At 75.1% G+C, this 17,211-nt stretch carries 16 protein-coding genes, 1 tRNA gene and 1 pseudogene; 10 read left to right on the forward strand and 8 right to left on the reverse strand.

What is annotated here, in order from left to right; all coding sequences use genetic code 11:
* The first annotated feature begins 557 nt into the window (after nucleotides 1-557).
* The 7 genes from KIN34_RS10390 to KIN34_RS17395 all read left to right on the forward strand — a co-directional run bounded on the left by KIN34_RS10390 (nucleotide 558) and on the right by KIN34_RS17395 (nucleotide 7,376).
* Nucleotides 558-758: a hypothetical protein gene (locus tag KIN34_RS10390; protein ID WP_214350062.1), complete on the forward strand. Its 201-nt coding sequence runs from the start codon at nucleotides 558-560 to the stop codon at nucleotides 756-758.
* A 46-nt stretch (nucleotides 759-804) separates the two neighbouring features.
* Complete coding sequence (gene rsfS / locus KIN34_RS10395; protein WP_214350065.1) at nucleotides 805-1,197, forward strand: ribosome silencing factor; 393 nt, start codon at nucleotides 805-807, stop codon at nucleotides 1,195-1,197.
* Nucleotides 1,194-1,883 carry a histidine phosphatase family protein gene (locus KIN34_RS10400; protein ID WP_214350067.1) on the forward strand — a complete coding sequence of 230 codons (690 nt, stop codon included), beginning with the start codon at nucleotides 1,194-1,196 and terminating at the stop codon, nucleotides 1,881-1,883. Before rsfS ends, KIN34_RS10400 begins: the two co-directional genes overlap by 4 nt.
* Nucleotides 1,884-2,009: 126 nt before the next feature.
* Nucleotides 2,010-2,082, forward strand: a tRNA-Ala gene (locus tag KIN34_RS10405).
* Between the two features lie 182 nt (nucleotides 2,083-2,264).
* Entirely contained in the window at nucleotides 2,265-3,176 is a 912-nt protein-coding gene (locus KIN34_RS10410; RefSeq protein ID WP_214350069.1) for an ABC transporter ATP-binding protein, read from the forward strand.
* Nucleotides 3,173-4,792, forward strand: coding sequence for an ABC transporter permease (locus tag KIN34_RS10415; RefSeq protein ID WP_214350071.1), 1,620 nt, complete (start codon nucleotides 3,173-3,175; stop codon nucleotides 4,790-4,792). Before KIN34_RS10410 ends, KIN34_RS10415 begins: the two co-directional genes overlap by 4 nt.
* A gap of 151 nt (nucleotides 4,793-4,943) precedes the next feature.
* Entirely contained in the window at nucleotides 4,944-7,376 is a 2,433-nt protein-coding gene (locus KIN34_RS17395; protein ID WP_214350073.1) for a flippase-like domain-containing protein, read from the forward strand.
* A 110-nt stretch (nucleotides 7,377-7,486) separates the two neighbouring features.
* On the opposite strand, the gene KIN34_RS10425 is transcribed toward KIN34_RS17395, so the two are convergent.
* Complete coding sequence (locus tag KIN34_RS10425) at nucleotides 7,487-7,918, reverse strand: Hsp20/alpha crystallin family protein (protein WP_214350075.1); 432 nt, start codon at nucleotides 7,916-7,918, stop codon at nucleotides 7,487-7,489.
* 162 nt (nucleotides 7,919-8,080) lie between these two features.
* Between KIN34_RS10425 and KIN34_RS10430 the strand changes: the two genes are divergently transcribed.
* Nucleotides 8,081-8,848, forward strand: coding sequence for an alpha/beta fold hydrolase (locus KIN34_RS10430; protein WP_214350077.1), 768 nt, complete (start codon nucleotides 8,081-8,083; stop codon nucleotides 8,846-8,848).
* A 1-nt stretch (nucleotide 8,849) separates the two neighbouring features.
* On the opposite strand, the gene KIN34_RS10435 is transcribed toward KIN34_RS10430, so the two are convergent.
* The 6 genes and pseudogenes from KIN34_RS10435 to KIN34_RS10460 form a co-directional block, all read right to left on the reverse strand.
* The gene (locus KIN34_RS10435; RefSeq protein ID WP_214350080.1) at nucleotides 8,850-9,935 is read right to left on the reverse strand and encodes a YihY/virulence factor BrkB family protein; all 1,086 of its coding nucleotides are present in this window, start codon (nucleotides 9,933-9,935) and stop codon (nucleotides 8,850-8,852) included.
* A gap of 122 nt (nucleotides 9,936-10,057) precedes the next feature.
* Complete coding sequence (locus KIN34_RS10440) at nucleotides 10,058-10,699, reverse strand: DUF3618 domain-containing protein (RefSeq protein ID WP_214350083.1); 642 nt, start codon at nucleotides 10,697-10,699, stop codon at nucleotides 10,058-10,060.
* On the reverse strand, nucleotides 10,696-11,097 hold the full coding sequence (locus KIN34_RS10445) for a phage holin family protein (protein WP_214350086.1): 402 nt from the start codon (nucleotides 11,095-11,097) through the stop codon (nucleotides 10,696-10,698). Before KIN34_RS10445 ends, KIN34_RS10440 begins: the two co-directional genes overlap by 4 nt.
* Nucleotides 11,094-11,978: a hypothetical protein gene (locus tag KIN34_RS10450; protein ID WP_214350089.1), complete on the reverse strand. Its 885-nt coding sequence runs from the start codon at nucleotides 11,976-11,978 to the stop codon at nucleotides 11,094-11,096. The genes KIN34_RS10445 and KIN34_RS10450 overlap by 4 nt, the downstream gene beginning before the upstream one ends.
* Nucleotides 11,979-12,225: 247 nt before the next feature.
* A pseudogene (locus tag KIN34_RS10455) lies at nucleotides 12,226-13,106 on the reverse strand (manganese catalase).
* 164 nt (nucleotides 13,107-13,270) lie between these two features.
* Entirely contained in the window at nucleotides 13,271-13,792 is a 522-nt protein-coding gene (locus tag KIN34_RS10460) for a hypothetical protein (protein ID WP_214350092.1), read from the reverse strand.
* Nucleotides 13,793-13,802: 10 nt separating this feature from the next.
* On the opposite strand from KIN34_RS10460, the gene KIN34_RS10465 reads away from it, so the two are divergent.
* Complete coding sequence (locus KIN34_RS10465; RefSeq protein ID WP_214350095.1) at nucleotides 13,803-15,509, forward strand: threonine/serine exporter family protein; 1,707 nt, start codon at nucleotides 13,803-13,805, stop codon at nucleotides 15,507-15,509.
* A gap of 27 nt (nucleotides 15,510-15,536) precedes the next feature.
* On the opposite strand, the gene KIN34_RS10470 is transcribed toward KIN34_RS10465, so the two are convergent.
* Complete coding sequence (locus tag KIN34_RS10470; protein ID WP_214350098.1) at nucleotides 15,537-16,094, reverse strand: RNA polymerase sigma factor; 558 nt, start codon at nucleotides 16,092-16,094, stop codon at nucleotides 15,537-15,539.
* Between the two features lie 248 nt (nucleotides 16,095-16,342).
* Between KIN34_RS10470 and KIN34_RS10475 the strand changes: the two genes are divergently transcribed.
* Complete coding sequence (locus KIN34_RS10475) at nucleotides 16,343-17,113, forward strand: hypothetical protein (protein WP_214350101.1); 771 nt, start codon at nucleotides 16,343-16,345, stop codon at nucleotides 17,111-17,113.
* Nucleotides 17,114-17,211: the final 98 nt, after the last annotated feature.

Here is a 17,211-nt window from a genome sequence, read left to right on the forward strand (position 1 = left end):
GTCAGGCGATTCCCGGTCAGCCGGCACCCGGTCCGGCGGCCCCCGGCCGGCCGCGATCGTTCCAGCACGTCCCCGGTGGGAAGCAGCCAGGGCCGGTCACCGACCGGCCCAGCGCCCCCGCCGGTGGCGCTGCCGGAGCGCCGCAGCAGCGCTCGGCGGGCTCCGGCCCGCAGACCTGGGCCCCGTCGGGCTCGTGGCAGCCCGTCGCGACGAGCGGCGCTGCCGGTGCCGCCGCGTCGGTCGCCGGGACCGCGACCGAGCCGTCGACACCGCCCGGAACCGCACCCGCCTGGCCCGGCGCGGCCACGCCGTCCGGCGCCCAGCCAGCTCCGGCTCAGCAGGGTCCGGCTCAGCAGGGTCCGCCTCAGCAGGGTCCGGGTCAGCCGGGGCTCGATCCGGCGGCGGCCGACCAGCCGGGACCCGGTCGGCCCGGTGCCGTCCCGCTCGCGTCCGCGGCCGCGGCGCAGCGCGGTCCCGGCGCGGTCGACCCCGAGCACGAGCGGCCCTTCGCACCGGTCCCGGGCGCCGACGCGATCCTCGAGGAGGACGAGGACGACGTGGACGAGCGCCCGCGTCACCCCTACACGTGGTTGCACCTGCTGGTGCTCGCGGTGGTCGCGTTCGTGCTCGGCTTCCTGATCGTCCTGCTGCTCAACAAGGCGTCCGACGACGGCGCGTCCGGCGCCTCGGGCATGACGTCCGCGGTGCTGCCCGCAGCATCCGCCGCTGCACCCCCGGCGTTCGTCGTGCCGACCTGACCCCACGCCGTCTGATCCCGACGCCACCCTGATCCCGAGGAGTCCCGTGCCCGCAACCGAACGTGCCGTCGAGCTGGCGGTCGCCGCCGCGCGCGCGGCGTCCGACCTCAAGGCGCAGGAGATCATCGCGCTCGACGTGAGCGAGCAGCTGGTCCTGACCGACGTCTTCCTCATCGCCTCCGGCACCAACGAGCGGCAGGTCGGCGCGATCGTCGACGCGGTCGAGGAGGCGCTGTTCCCGCTCGGCGCCAAGCCGGTGCGGCGCGAGGGCAAGGCGCAGGGGCGGTGGGTCCTGATCGACTTCGGTGACGTCGTCGTGCACGTCCAGCACGCCGAGGACCGCGTGTACTACGCGCTCGAGCGACTGTGGAAGGACTGCCCGCTGATCGAGCTGCCCCCGGATGCCCGGGGCGGTGACGGCGCGGAGACCGAGGAGTGACGGTCGGCCGCCTGCTGCTGTGGCGGCACGGTCGCACCGCGTACAACGCGAGCGCGCGGCTCCAGGGCCAGGTCGACATCCCGCTCGACGACGTGGGCCGCTGGCAGGCGCGCACCGCCGCCGCGGCCATGCTCGCCCGGCACACGCCGACGCGCGTGGTCAGCTCGGACCTCGGCCGCGCAACGCAGACCGCGGAGGCGCTCGCGCGGATGGTGGGCGTCCCGGTCGAGCTGGATGCACGGCTGCGCGAGCGCGGGTTCGGCGAGTGGGAGGGCCTGACCGGCGACGAGATCGCCGCGCGCTGGCCGGAGGACCACGCGGTGTGGCGGGCCGGCGGCGAGCCGACGCGCGTGGGCGCGGAGTCCCGCAGCGTCGTCGCCGCCCGGACGGGGGAGGCGATCCGCGAGCTCGCGGGCGCCATGGACCGCACGCAGGTGCTCGTCGTGGTCTCGCACGGCGCCGCGATCAGCTCGGCCGTCGCCGAGCTGCTGGGCATGCCCGCGGACTGGCGAGCGATCGCCGGCATGCACAACGCGCACTGGGCCGAGCTGGTGCCGTCGTCGGGAGACGTGCACCCGGCCTGGCGCCTGGCGGGCTACGGCCTGGGCCCGACGGACGCGTCGCGGGACTGGGACGCCGGCCCCGACCGTGAGGACGACGTCGCCTCCACCCGGGACCCCGACTGAGCGTGCGGTGGCGCCGGGGTTCGGGAGCGGATTGGCGTCGGAGGCCGTGATCGGCCTAGACTCTCCGAGCGCCCACGGGCGACGGGAGCACCTCGGTGCCTCGTCATCGGGGCGACAACTGGATACGGGGCTGTGGCGCAGCTGGTAGCGCACCTGCATGGCATGCAGGGGGTCAGGGGTTCGAGTCCCCTCAGCTCCACCGTGCGAGAGCCGGGACATCGTTCGTCGATGTCCCGGCTCTTCGCTTCCCTGGCACGCGGCTGTCGGTGACGCGCCCGAGCTCGAGCCCGTGGCACGGCCCGCGGCATGGTTGTGGAGCGCCCTGCTCGGAGAGTTGACTGGCGGCGCCGGGTGGGCCGGCCGCCAGCGCGGGGGAGTCGCATGAACGGGTCGGAACGGGTGGTCGACGTCGTCGGGCTCACGAAGTCGTTCGGGCGGTTCCCGGCGCTCCGCGGTCTCGACCTGGACGTCACGCGGGGCGAGGTGCACGGCTTCCTCGGTCCGAACGGCGCGGGGAAGTCGACCACCATCCGGGTGCTGCTCGGCCTACTGCGGGCGGACGGCGGGACGGTCCGGCTGCTCGGCCAGGACCCGTGGTCGGACGTCGTCGAGCTGCACCGCCGTCTCGCGTACGTGCCGGGTGACGTCTCGCTGTGGCCCGGGATGACGGGCGGCGAGGCGATCGACCTGCTCGGGGCGCTGCGCGGCGGCGTGCACGAGCAGCGGCGCGCGGAGCTGGTGGAGCGGTTCGAGCTCGACCCGTCCAAGCGCGGCCGTCAGTACTCCAAGGGCAACCGGCAGAAGGTCGCGATCGTCGCCGCGCTCGCCTCCGACGTCGAGCTGCTGATCCTCGACGAGCCGACCTCGGGCCTCGACCCGCTCATGGAGAACGTCTTCCAGGAGGTCGTCCTCGAGGCCAAGGCGCGCGGCACGACCGTCCTGCTCTCGAGCCACATCCTCGCGGAGGTGGAGAACCTCGCGGACCGGCTGAGCATCATCCGCGACGGGACGGTGGTCCGGTCCGGCACCCTGACCGAGCTGCGCGGCCAGACCCTCACCACGGTTCACGCGGTCCTCGAGCGCGTCCCGGACGCGCGTGCCCTGGCGGTGTTCCAGGACGTGCGCCTCGACGGCACCCGGTTCTCCGCGAGCGTCGACTCCGGGCGCATCGGCGAGGCGATGGCCGCGCTCACCCCGGCGGGCCTCGCGTCGCTGACGGTCGAGCCCCCGTCGCTGGAGTCGCTGTTCCTGCGGCTGTACGACGACGGGCCCGACGACGGGGCGCCGCGATGACCGCGGCGGCGGTTCCCCTCGGTCGGTCGTCGTCGACCGTCGGGACGCGTCCGCTCCTGCGGGCGTCGCTCCGGCACGACGGACGCCTGCTCGCCCCGTGGGCCGTCATCGCGACCGCGCTGTCGGCGTCGTCGGTGATCCTCTTCCCGATCGTCTTCCCCGACCAGCAGTCCCGCGCGGCGCTCTCCGCGGCGCTCGGGGCGAACCCCGCGATCGGCCTGATCTTCGGACCGGCGTACGACCTGACGACGGCCGACGGGTTCAACGCCTGGCGGTCCCTGGCGCTCGGCGGCTTCCTCGCCGCGCTGGGCGCGATCTTCGCGGTCACCCGGGCCACCCGGGCGCAGGAGGACTCCGGCCAGGCGGAGCTGCTGGCCTCGGGCGTGATGGGTCGCACCAGCCGCCTGCTCGCGGGCGTCGCCATGGCGGTGGTCGGCTCCCTGCTCCTGGGCGTGGTGTCCGGCCTCGTCACGGTGCTGTGCGGGGGTTCCTGGACCCCGTCGCTGCTGCTCGGCGCCACGTTCACGGCCACCGGGTGGGTGTTCGGGGCGGTGGCGGCCGTCACGGCGCAGGTCGGCTCGGACGCGCGCACCTCGAGCTCGATGGCCGTCGCGGTGCTGGGCGTGCTCTTCGTGCTGTACGGGTTCTGCTCGTCGGTCGAGGCTCCCGCATGGACGATCTGGGTCAACCCGATCGGCTGGATGCACGAGACCCGGCCGGCCTCCGGAGACCACTGGTGGCCGCTCCTGCTCGCCGTCGTCCTCGCCGTCGCGCTGGTCGCGGTCGCCTTCGGGCTGCAGGGCCGCCGCGACTTCGGCCAGGGCACGATCGCGCCCCGTCCCGGCCCGGCGCGCGGTTCGACCCGCTCGACCTGGCGCCTGGCGCTGCGGGTCAACCGCGGTCCGTTCGTCACCTGGTCCGTCGCGTTCGTCGCCCTCGGCTTCGTCTTCGGCTACTTCACCACCTCGGTGCAGGACGTCGTCGGCTCGAACAGCGCCGTGCAGCGCGTGCTGGCCTCGGGTGCCACGGCCCCCGCCGAGCTCACGGCGGCGTTCGTGACCACGATCCTCAGCCTCGTCGGGATCCTCGCGGCGATCTCGGGCGTGCAGGTGATGCTCAGGGTGCGCGCCGAGGAGCTGGAGGACCGCGTCGAGCCGGTCCTGGCGGGGGCCGTCGCGCGGCCGCGCTACCTCGCGAGCAACGTGCTGGTGGCGCTCGGCTCCCCGACCGTCTTCGTGCTCGTCGCGGGCACCCTCGTCGCGACGCTGGCGGCCGGTGCCGACATCGGCGTCGACTTCGGTGACGTGGTGCTGCAGGCGGTCGTCACCGTGCCGGCCGTCTGGACCGTGGTCGCGCTGTCCGTCGCCGTGGTCGGCGCGCGCCCGGCCGCCGGCCTCGCCGCGTGGCTCGGCGTGCTGGTCTCCTTCGTGCTGACGCTGCTCGGGCCGACGTTCGGCCTCGACGACTGGGTCCTCGGGATCAGCCCGTTCTGGCACGTGCCGCACGCCTCGGGGCCGGATCCGGACTGGACCGGGCTGGGCTGGGTCACGCTGTTCACCGCCGGCTTCCTCCTGGTCGGCTTCGCCGGCTTCCGCCGCCGCGACCTGGCACGCTGACGGGCTCGGGCGAGTTCCGCGCGGACGAGCTGCTCCGCTCGCTATCGTCGGGGCGGCCCGGGTGGGCCGGTGTGCGGCGGTCCGGACGCCGGCAGGCTCGGTCGGAGGCGGTGACGGGATGGGCTCGGAGGTGAGACCGGCGGTTGCGGGCGTGGACCCGCGCCGACGGTTCCGCGCGCCTCGGGCGTTCGCGTCCGCGGTCGGCGCGCCGCGACTGCGACGGCCCACGGACGTCCTGCTCGTCGTGCTCGGTCTGCTCGCCCTGGTGCCCCTGGTGCTGGTCGCACCCGGCCCCACCCACCTCGACGCCGAGGTGTCGAGGATGCTGCGGGAGCTGACCGGGGCGTGGGAGCTCCTCTGGTCGCTGGCGCACGCCGGACTGGTGATCTGGGCCCTGCTCCTGGTGCTCGCGGCGCTCCTCGCGCGGGGACGGCGGCGGCTGGTCCTCGAGTGGCTCCTCGCCGGTGCCCTCGCGGCCGGCTCGGCGGGCCTGCTGGCGTGGTCGGCCGGCCACCCGGCGTCGCCGGCGCTCGCGGTGGCGGACGGGCGGGTCGCCCCCGAGACGTTCGTGTCCGTGCGGCTCGCGCTGGCGACCGCGGTCGTCGCCGCCGCGTCGCCGTTCCTCGTGCGCCCGCTCCGGGTCGCGGGGCGGTCGCTGCTCCTTCTCGGTGCGGTGGCCTGGGTGGGCTCCGGCGTCGCGTACCCCGCCGGCGTGGCGGCGGCCCTCCTGATCGGTGTCGTCGCCGGTGCCGCCGTCCACCTCCTGCTCGGGTCGCCCGAGAGCCGACTGACGGGTGACCAGGTCGCCGAGGGTCTGGCCGGTCTGGGCCTGACGCTCACCGCGGTCGACCCGCGCGCCGCGCGGACGCCGGGCGTCGCCGAGTACGACGCGGTCGCCGCGGACGGGCGACGGGTCCTGGTCGAGGTCTACGGCCGCGACGCGTGGGACAACCAGTTCCTGGTCTCGATCTGGAACGCCCTGGTGCGTCGGGGCGAGCGTCCGCGGCTGGGACGGTCGCGCCACGACCAGGCGGAGCATGCCGCCCTGGCGACGCTGCTGGCCCAACGGGCGGGCGTCGCGACGCCTCCGGTGGTCGTCGTCGGCGACACGACCGACGGCGACGCCGTCCTGGTGACCGAGGTGGTCGGGACGCCCCTGGCCGCCGCACCACCGGAGGCGCTCGAGCGCGTCGACCTCGCCTCGGGGTGGCGCGCGCTCGGCTCCCTGCACGCCGCGGGGATGGTGCACGGCCGCATCGACGCGCGTCGTGTCCTGGTCCTCGACGACGAGCCGGCCCTGGCGCTGAGCGACCTCGCCGGCGCGGACCTCGCCACGACCGAGGACGCCCGGACCACCGACCAGGCGCGCCTGCTCGTCGCGACCGCGATGGCCGCCGGGACCGACCGCGCCGTCGCCGCCGCGCTCTCGGTGCTCGGGACGGGCGGCATGACCGAGGTCCTGCCGTACCTGCAACGCGCCGCGCTCGACCGGGCGACCCGCAAGGCGGTGCGGGCGGGGAGCTGGGACCTCGCCGAGCTGCGCAGCGCGGCCGCCGCCGCGGCGGGTGTGGAGCCACCGGCGCTCGAGAAGCTGCAGCGGGTCACGGTCCGGTCGGCGGTGATCGCCGTCGCCGGCACCGCGCTCGCGGTGCTCCTCGCCAGCAGGTTGCTCGACGTCGACTACGCCAGCATCGTCGAGGAGCTGTCCGCCGCGCGCTGGTGGCTGCTGGCCCTCGCGCTCCTGCTCGCGCCGACCGTCCAGCTCGCCTCGTCGTTCTCGACGCTCGGTGCGACGGCCAAGGAGCTGCGCTACGGGCCCGTGCTGATGTTCCAGTACGCCGTGCAGTTCGTGGCCGTCGCGATCCCGACCGCGGCCGGGCGGCTCGCGCTCGAGGTCCGGTTCTTCCAGCGGTTCGGGGTCAAGGCCCCGATCGCGCTGCTGATCGGGATGCTCGACAGCTTCGCGGGCTTCGTCGTGCAGGTCCTGTTCCTCCTGCTGATCGGCCTGACCGCGCTGCCGGGGCTGACCGAGCCGATCCGTGGCGGCGCGGACGGATCCGCGGGCTCGGACGGCGGCTCGATCGCCACCTTCGTCGTCCTGCTCGTCGTCGGCGTGCTGGTCGCCGCCGTCGTCACCCTCGCGGTCCCGGCGAGCCGACGACGGGTGCGGGCCCTGCTGCCGCGTGCGAAGGAGGCGGTCGCCAGCCACGCCGTCGCGGCGCAGGAGGCGCTGGCGGTCGTCCGCCGGCCGGCGAAGATCGGTCAGCTCCTGGGCGGGAACGTGGCCGAGCAGCTCATCCAGGCGGTGATCCTGTCCGTGTGCCTGGCGGCGTTCGACGTGCACGTGCACCTGTCCCAGCTCGTCCTGGTGAACGTCCTGGTCAGCCTGTTCGCCGGGGTGATGCCCGTCCCGGGCGGGATCGGCGTCACCGAGGCGGCGTACATCGTCGGGCTGCAGGCCGTCGGCGTGCCGAGCGCGGTGGCGGTCTCGGCCGCGCTCGCGTACCGGCTGGCGACCTTCTACCTGGCGGCGCTGTGGGGCGCCGCCGCGATGAGGTGGCTCCGGCGGCACGAGTACGTGTGAGCGCGCCCCCGCGAGCGTGGCCGCCCGGCACCCCGGGCGGCCACGACCGGCGGGTCGTTCAGGCGGGTCGGTCAGGCGGGTCGGTCAGGTGGGTCGGTCAGGTGGGTCGGTCAGGACGTCCGACCGGCCTCGATCGAGCCGCGGGCCCCGTGCTGCACCTCGATCTTGCGGGGCTTGGCCTCGTCGGCGACCGGGATCGTCAGCGTGAGGACGCCGTCGGTGTAGGTGGCCTCGATGCGGTCGAGCGCCAGCCCCGACCCGACGGCGAGCTGGCGCGCGTACGTGCCGGACGGGCGCTCCTTCGCGAGCCACTGCACGTCCTGCTCGGCGTGGCCGGTCCGCTGCGCGCGGACGGTGAGCGTGCGGTCCTCGACCGCCACGTCGATCGAGCCGGGGTCGGCGCCCGGGAGGTCGACGTGCAGGACGTAGTGGTCACCGGACCGGTAGAGGTCCATCGGCATCGACGCGGACGCGCGGTCCGCGCCCACCACCTGGGCGAACAGTCGGTCGAGCTCCTGGAACGGGTCGAATCGCGTAGCCACGGACCCTCACCTCCTTCGTGGCGAGCCCGGACCGTCCGGGCTCGGGCGCTGCCGACGGACCTGGTCCGCCGGGGCGGCTACACCACCTGATCTAGCACTCGGCGGCGCCGAGTGCCAACCGTTGTTCGCGCACGGCGATCGCGGCACGGCTACGGTCGGAAAGTGGAGTGCCGGGTCGAGGGCGTCGCCGTCCACTACGTCGCGCACGGTGCGGGCCGGCCCGCGCTCGTGCTGCACGGCGCAGGCGTGGACCACCGCGAGGCCGAGGCGTGCTTCGAGCCCGCCCTGGGCCGGCACGGCGGCCTGCGGCGGATCTACCCCGACCTGCCCGGGGCGGGACGGACCCCGGCACCCGCGCACGTCCGCAGCGCCGACGACGTGCTGGCGGTGCTGCTCGCGCTCGTCGACGAGCTCGCCGGACCGGACCCCGTGCTCCTGCTCGGGCACTCGGCGGGCGCGTACTACGCCCAGGGCCTCGCGGCCCGACGGCCCGCGCAGGTCGCCGGGCTCGCGCTCGTCTGCCCGCTGCTCGCGGGCGTGCGCGACGTCCCGCCGCACCGCCCCGTCGTCCGGGACGACGAGCTGGGCGACGACGAGTTCCGCGGCTACTTCGTCGTGCAGACCCCGGCGATGCTCGAGCGGTACGCACGGTACGCCGCGCCGGGTGCGGCGCTCGCCGACCTGGCCGCCGCGGAGCGGATCGGGGCGCACTGGGAGCTCACGCGGGTCGACGCCCCGCCGTACGCCGGCCCGACCCTCGTCGTCGCGGGGCGCCGAGACTCGACCGTGGGGTACGCGGCCGCGGCCGACCTCCTCGGCGTGTACCCGCGCGCCTCGCTCGCCGTGCTCGACGACGCGGGGCACGCGCTGCCGCACGAGCAGCCCGTCGCGCTGGACGGGCTGCTCCGCGGGTGGCTCGGCGCGCTCTGAGTCAGCCGCGCTGCTGGGGCTCGCCGTCGGGGTCTGCCTCGGCTCCGTGGCTCTCGCGCAGCGCCCGGCCGCGCTCGACGTCCTCCTCGTGCTTCGCCTGCCGCTTGTCGCTCGCGCGGGTGTCCCGCGGGGGCAGCTGGACGGTCTCCTCGGCCGGGATGCCGCCCTGGAGCTGGCGGCCGCGCTCGAGCTCGGCGTCGAGCTCGGCCCCGAACAGCAGCGCGAGGTTGGTGATCCAGAGCCAGAGCAGGAACACGATGACGCCGGCGAGCGACCCGTACGTCCGGTCGTAGCTCGAGAAGTTCGCGACGTAGAAGCCGAACGCGACGGACGCTACCAGCCACACGACGATCGCGACGACCGCGCCCAGGCTCAGCCACCGGAAGCGCGGCTGCTGGACGTTGGGCGTCGCGTAGTACAGGAGCGCCACCGCCACCACGACGAGCAGCAGGATCAGCGGCCACTTGGCGATGTCCCAGACCGTCACGACGACGTCGCTGGCCCCGATGACCTCGCCCACCGAGCGCGCGACGTCGCCGGACAGCACCAGGGCCGCGGCGATCACCACGGCGATCACGACGAGGACGAGCGTCACGAGCAGCAGCGCGGGACGCAGCTTCCAGACCGGCCGGCCCTCGTCGACCTCGTAGACCCGGTTCATGCCGCGACCGAACGCCGCGACGTACCCGGACGCCGACCAGAGCGCCAGGACGAGACCGACGACGAGGGCGAGGCCGGCCGACGGCGCCTGCGTCAGCCGGTCCAGCACCGGCTCAATGCTGTCGACCGCCGACTGCGGGGCGACGTCACCGACCACCTGCATCACGTTCTTCACCATCGTCTCCGGGTCGGAGACGAGCCCGAACAGCGACACCACGGCCAGCGCCGCGGGCGCGATCGCGAGCACGGCGTAGTACGTCAGCGCCGCCGCCAGGTCGGTGCACTGGTCGTGGTTGAACTCGCGGGCCGTCTTGCGCAGGACGTAGAGCCAGGACGGGCGCGTGATGTCCGCGGGGGAGTCGGGCTTGCGCGGGTCGTCGGGATCAGGCGCTGCGGCCTTCTGCGTGCTGGTCTGGTCCTCGCTCATGACGTCCTCCTCGGCTCGGGCGGCACGGGGCGCCGTGCGTGCTGCACGGCGCCCCGGCCGGTCGGTGCTCGTCGGGTGCTCGTCGGGTGCTCGGTGGGTGCTCGTCGGAGCCCCGTCCGGCGCTAGAGGCCCGGCGTCCCCGGTCCGCCGCCCGCGGCGTGCGCCCCGTGCGTGCTCTCGTCGTCGCCCGACGAGCCGACGGCCTCGTCCTTGACGTCCTGCGCCGCGGCGCGGCCCTCGTCCCGCAGGTCCGTGGCCGTGCCGACGGCGCTGTCCTTGACCGCCGTCGCCGCGTCCTTGGCCGGCTCCTTCAGGTGCTCGGCGACGTCCTGCGCGGCCGTCTTCACCTCGTCGACGAGCGGTGCCGCCTGGTCCTTCGCCTGCTGGGCGAGGTCGCGCTCGCGCCGGCTCGACGGGAGGAGGGAGGAGACCAGCAGGCCGACGCCGAAGGCGACGAGGCCCGCGGCGAGCGGGCTGCCCTCGGTGCGCTCGCGGGCCCGGCCGGGCAGGTCCGTGGCCTTGTCCCCGACGGAGGCCGCCGTGTCGCCGAGCGACGAGGCGGCCGAGCCGGCCGCCTCCGCCGTGCCCGAGACCGCACCCATCACGCGGTCACGGACGTCGCCTGCGGCGGAGCGGACCTTGTCCGCCTGCCGGTGCACGACCTGGCTCGGGCTGACCTTGTCGGTCAGGGCGTCGACGTCGGAGCTGAGCTCGCCTCGGGTGCGCTCGATGTCGGCGCGGATGTCGTCCGGGTCGGTGCTCATGAGTTCTTCTCCTCGTGGCCTTGCAGCGCGTTCGGGATCTTCTTGACGGACTCGGCGGTCCGGGGCAGGCCGCGCACGCGGCGCGACTCCGCCCGGCCGCGCAGGAACAGGACGGCGGCGACGACGAGCCAGACGACGGCGACGACCAGGGCGGACCACGCCCAGCCGATGGCGTTGCCGAGCCCCCACCACAGCGCCACCGAGAGGAACAGCAAGACCATGTGCCCCGCCACGCCGGCGCCGGCGAACATCGAGGCGCCCTTCGTCGCCTGCTGGGCCGACTGGCGCACCTCCGCCTTCGCGAGCTCGACCTCCTGCCGCAGCAGCGTGGACAGGTCGCGGGTCACCTCGCCGAGCAGCTCGCCCACGGAGGCGCTGCTCGGCGTCGGCTCGGTCACGGTCGCCCTCCGGCGTCGTACCCGGGCCGTGGTCCGGGGCTCGGGGGCACCGATCCCGGCGTGCTCGACGTCGGGTCGTCCGGGTAGCCCGGGACGTCGGTGAAGCCGCCCGTGCTGCCGGTCGTCGGTCCGGGGGAGCCGACGGGCGAGCTGGGGGTCGACGTGCCGGAGGAGGTCGGCGTGCTGGGGAAGGCGGACGTCCTGGGGACCGTGGCTCCCGCGGTGGACGAGCGGACGGGGGACGAGGTCGTCGTCCGCACGCCGGCGCTCGAGGAGCCGGTTGTCGACCCGCCGGTCGTCGACGTGGGTGCGTCGTCGCCCGACGCGTCCTTCAGCGCGCGCGCCAGCCGGCCGACCAGGAGCCCGGCGCCGGCGGCGACGAGCAGGAACGTGCCCGGGCGTCGACGCGCGAAGGACCGGACCTCGTCGAGCACGTCGTCGGGACCGTGCTCCTCGAGCCAGCGACCGAGGTCGTCGGCCCGTCCACCGAGCTGCCGCGCGAGGTCGGCGGCGACGCCCTGCTCGTCGGACGCGCCCGCCATCCGGTGGAGGTCGCCACCGAACGTCTGCAGCCCGCCCGCGAGGCGCTGCTGCTGCGTGCCCACCTGGTCGGACACCTCCCCGCGAGCCTGGCTCCACAGGTCGCCCACCTGGCGGCGGGCCTCGCCGGTGACGTCGGACGCCCCCTCCTTGGCGTGCTCGAGGAGGGTGCCGCCGGCCTCGCCCGCGGTCCCTGCGGCACTCTTCGCGCGGTCGGCGACCCCGCCCTCGCCGCCCTGGGCGACCGGGGTGTCGTGCGGCGGTGCGGTCGGCTCGCGTGCGACGGTCGGGTCGAGCGGGTCGTCCAGCGGGGTAGCCGGACGGCTGAAGTCGTCTGTCATGGTGTGCCTCGTCTCGATCGGGCTTCCCGCCGGTGCTGCGCCCCGTGGGCGCAGCACGACCGACCCCGTGGCGGGGTGGGTGTGGGAGGTGTGCGGCGCGGTTGCGGTCCGCGGGGTGACGTCGAGCGACGCTTCTTGCCCTCGACGGCGAAGGGGGGCTCGGCCCTGCTCTGGACCGGCTTCTTGGACGCTATGCGCGGGACCGGGCCCCCGCCACTCGGGAGCCCGGCCCGCCGGACGGCGCCCCCTACTCGGTCGAGAGCGCGTCCTTGACCTTGCCCGCTGCCTTCTCGACCAGGTTCGGGGTCGGCGTCGTCCCGTACAGCCGGGGGTCCGGCTGGGTGGGCGCGGCATGGGGACCCCCGCCGGCGGCTCGGCCAGGTAGGAGAACTCGCCCTTCCCGTCCGGGGTGGGCCCGGACGCCCACGTGCCCTGGTCCGCGTCCGCGCCGTCGGAGAAGTTGATGTACTGGTACGACGACTCGCGCGCCTCCTCCTCCAGCGGGAAGCTGCTGGGCACGGGCAGCGACTCCAGACCTTCCTCCTGGAGCTCGCGCGCGGCGGCGATCCACTGGTTCTGGTGCATCGTGTCCCGCGCGAGCAGGAACGAGAGCAGGTCGCGGACCCCCGCGTCGTCGGTCATGTGGTACAGCCGCGCCACCTGGACCCGTCCCTGCATCTCGGCGTTGGCGTTGGCGGTGAAGTCCGCGAGCAGGTTGCCGCTCGCCGTGATGTAGCCCGCGCTCCAGGAGTTCCCCATCGAGTCGACCGGGCGGGCGCCGGCGCCCGCGACGATCGCGTGCTGCAGGTCGGTGCCGCCGATCACCGCCGCGACGGTGGGGTCGGCCTGGATCGCGTCCTCGGTGGCCCCGATCGGGGCCTTCTCGAGCAGCTGGGCGATCATCGTCGCCAGCATCTCGACGTGACCGAACTCCTCGGCACCGATCCCGTAGAGCAGGTCGCGGTACTTGCCGGGCAGGTGCGCGTTCCAGGACTGGAACCCGTACTGCATGGCGACGGTGATCTCGCCGTACTGCCCGCCCAGCACCTCCTGGAGCTTGCGGGCGTACACCGCGTCGGGGTGGTCGGGCTTGGCCTTGTGCTGCAGCTCCTGACGGTGGAAGAACATCGCAAACCTCCGTGCCCGCTCGGCGCGGGCGTCGGTACGCACGGGTGGTGCCGGTCCGTCTCCCGCCGACGGCGCGCGAGGGCCATCTCGGTGAGCGGTGTGGCGCCGGCGGGTTGTTGCACCGGTGCTGTGCGGGACGGCGACGTCACGTCCCCGCCTCGACGCTAGGCGCGCGCCGGCGGGAGTGCGACCTCAACCGCACCGGCCGACCGGGGTTGCGCCGGCGTCGGCGCGGCGGTTCCCTGGCCACGGACCCTCTGCCGCGGGTCTCGTCGCAGGCGGACCAGGGAGGTGGCGCGGGAGGTGCTGAGCTCGACGCGGACGGGCTGGGTCGCCGCGCCCTCGGCGGTGGGGTCTCCCGGCGCGCAGGATGCGCAACGGTCGGCCGCGGCCGGGGCGACGCCGGACCCCACCGACGCGGCCGACGCGTCGCCGAGCGTCTCGCCCACGGGCGGTCCCGCCACCGCGTCGCCGACGCCGACCGCCGTCGCGTCCCCCTCCGTGCCGCCCACGGACGCGCCGACGGCGGCGACCCCGACCGCGTCCGCGACGCCGTCGGCGACCGCCACCCCGACCTCCGGACCGACCGTCGCGCCGACGACGACGCCGTCGACCGCGCCCACGTCCGCGCCGAGCCCGACGTCGTCACCCGTCCCGAGCCCGTCCACCACGCCCGCCTGGACCACGCCCCCGAACGTGACGACGTCGGACGTGCCCGTCGGGATGCTCGTCGTCGCCCTGCTCGTCGTCCTGGCCGCGGCGGCCGCCGTCGTGCTGCTGGACCGGAGGTACCGCGGGCGCCGCTCCGCCGCCGGGGCCGCGGGCGAGCCGGAGGTCGCCGCCGGGGGAGCCGGGACAGCCGAGGAGGCCGCGGGAGGCGGCGGGGCCCGGGAGACGGCGGAGACGGAGGAGATCGGGGAAGCCGGTGCGTCCGGGCCGGCGTCGGCCCCGCGAGACGACGCCGACCGCACCGCGAGCAGCGTCGGCGCCGCGGCGGTGGCTGCGGCCGGCGGCGCGGGTCCCGCTGCGGCGACGGTCGCCCGCGGCACGGACCGGGCCGACGGTGCCGCAGGTGCCGCAGGTGCCGCAGGTGCCGACGGTGCCGCAGGTGCCGACGGTGCGGCCGGCAGCGGCCGGGACGACGAGCCCGACGAGGAGACGGACGACGAGCCGGGACTCACCGTGCGGTTCTGCCTGGAGCTGGGGGAGGCGATGATCGACGCGACCTCACCCGTGGCCCAGGTGCAGGACGCGGTCGAGGAGGTGGCCCGTGTCAACGGCCTGCCCCGCGTCGAGGTCGTCGCGCTGCCGACCGCGCTCCTGCTGTCGACGCCCGACGACCCGCGGGCCGGCACCGTCGCGGTGACCACCGGGTACCGGACGCTGCGCCTGGACCAGGTCCAGGACGTCCTCGAGGTCGCCGACGAGGCCCGGGCGGGCCGGCTGCTGCCCGCGGTCGGCCTGGAGCGGGTCCGGCGGGCGCTGGCGTCTCCCGCGCCGTACACGCCGTGGCAGCTCGTCGGGGGCTACGCGCTGCTCGCGGCCGGCCTCGCGCTCGTGCTCGGCGGCTCGTTCCTCGACGTCGTGCTCGCGGCGCTCCTGGGCACCGCGGTCGCCGGGTTCGAGCGGCTCACGTCCCGGTGGGCCGCCTTCTACCAGGGCGTGGTGGTGCTGCTCTCGGCCTTCGCCGTCGCGGTCGTCGTCTTCGCGCTGGCCCGCACCGGGATGCAGGTGACCCTGCTCCCGGCGCTCGTCGGCCCGCTGGTCACCTTCCTGCCCGGCGCTCTGCTCACGACGTCGGTGATCGACCTCGCGACCCGGCAGATGATCGCCGGCGCGGCACGGCTCGCGGCGGGCGCGATGACGCTCGTGCTGCTCGCGCTGGGCATCGTCGGCGCCGCCAACCTGGTCGGCATCCCCGCCTCCGACCTGACCGCGGGAGGTGACCAGGCGCTCGGGTGGGCCGGGCCGTGGGTCGGCGTCGTCGCCTACGGCCTGGGCGTCACCGTGCGGCACTGCGCGCACCGACGCGCCGTGCCCTGGGTCCTGCTCGTGCTCGTCGTCGCCTACGCCGGACAGCTGCTCGGGGGCGTGCTGCTGGGCTCCACGGTCTCGGCGTTCGTCGGGGCGCTCGCCATGACGCCGCTCGCTCTCGTCGCGGCACGGCACCCGGACGGACCGCCCGCGATGGTCAGCTTCCTACCGGCGTTCTGGCTGCTGGTCCCCGGGGCGCTGGGCCTGGTCGGCGTCACGTCCGTGATCGGCGTGTCCACCGACCGTGGCATCTCCGCCGTGGTCACCGCCGGCACCACGATGGTCGCGATCTCGCTCGGTGTGCTCACCGGCCTGGGCGCGGGCTCCTGGCTGCTGGCCGACCAGCGGTGGTGGGTACGCGCCCGCTGACGGCCGGGCGCGGCGCGGGCGCCGGCTCTACGGCTCAGGCGGGGGGTCGGTGGACGTCGCGGCGTCGTCCGGGCGCAGCGAGCCGTCCGGGGCCAGCGCCGACTCCAGCCGGCGCCGGGCACGGGCGAGCCGGCTGGTCACCGCGCTGACGGAGCAGCCGAGCCGCTCCGCGGTCTGGGCCATCGAGAGCCCGTCCACCGCCACGCAGGCCAGCGCCTCGCGCTCGGCGGCGGGCAGCGTGCGCAGGACCTGCGCCACCGCGTCCCGCCCGTCGACGAGCGCGCCCGCGTCCTCGACGGGCTCGGTGGCGGCGCGCAGCGACCACCGGCGGTTGCGCTCCTGCTCGGCCCGGGCCCGGTCGTGCTCCCGGGCGATGGTGAAGCGCGCGACCGTGAACACCCACGCCCGGCGCTCGTCGTGGGGCCCGGGGAGCGCGTCCCACCGGCGCCACACGACGAGGAAGACCTCGCTCACCACGTCGTCGACCGCGGCCGGGGGGACGTTGCGGCGGACGAACCCGCGGACCTGCGGGACCAGGTCCCGGAACAGGCGCTCGAACTGCCGGTCCGGCGGGTCGTCGGTCACGGCGGAGGGTCCTCCCCGGCGTCCGGGCCTGCACGGATGCCGTCTGCGGCTGGTCCCGACGAGGATACGCGGCCGGGGCGCCGCGGCCCGGGACGACGCCCGCGGGGCGCGACGAGCGCCTGTGCGTCGATCGGGTGATCCGCGGACCTCGGAGCGATCCGTCCGGATCGTTCGGTTAGTCTCGCCCGGTCGCCCCCGGCAACAGGGGGTGCCGGAGACCGACGAACACGGGAGTGGGACGCATGGGTGTGACGACTGCAGTGGCGGGCAAGCTGGGACGCAAGCGGCTGGTGGCAGTGCTGGCGGGGGCCGCGATGCTGGGCTCGGTCGCCGTCGCCGCGCCGGCGTCGGCGAGCGACGCGGAGGTCGCCGCCGCCACCATCTCGATCACGGTGAGCGGCAAGACCAAGCCGGCCTCGGGCTGCCAGTACATCGTGTGGACGCTGAACGTCTCCGGGATGCAGGACCCGGACAACTTCTCGATCTCGACCAAGATCGTCAAGAACGGCGAGGACCCGGTCTCCGGCTCGCTCGTCGACGGGTACGACTCGCTGAAGAACGGCGCGAACCGCGTCCGCGGCTACATCTGCTCCTCGACCGACCCGGCGGGCGTCTACAAGGCCCTCGCGTCGCTCAAGAAGAACGGCGCGGTCGTCAAGCAGGCGAAGTCCGTGAACTTCGGCCTGCGCGTCAAGCCGAAGGTCGCGTTCTCCGGCGTCGGCGGCCGTCCCGGCATCGACGGCTACATCACGGGCTACGCGCAGCCCGCGGTCGACGTCAAGGGCAAGACGGTGAGCCTGTTCTTCAAGAAGAAGGGCGCGTCGTCGTACTCGTACCTCGGCACCAAGACGTTCGACAAGAACGGCTTCTTCAAGCTGACCTCGTCGAAGATCAACGCGGGCTACATCTACGCGTCGGTGAAGCAGCAGGGCTTCGTGCTGGCCACGAAGACCAAGCCGCTCGAGCTCGTCGTGAAGAGCAGCTCCTCGTCGCTGGGGAGCGTGCAGACGATCGGCTGACCGATCGCCTGACCGCCAGGTGGGCGGGTGCGGCCGAGCGGCCGCACCCGCCCACGCGCGTCCAGCCGTTCATGCGCTGGACGACGAACCCCCGACGA

The organism is Cellulomonas fulva, assembly GCF_018531375.1.
Lineage (GTDB): Bacteria > Actinomycetota > Actinomycetes > Actinomycetales > Cellulomonadaceae > Cellulomonas > Cellulomonas fulva.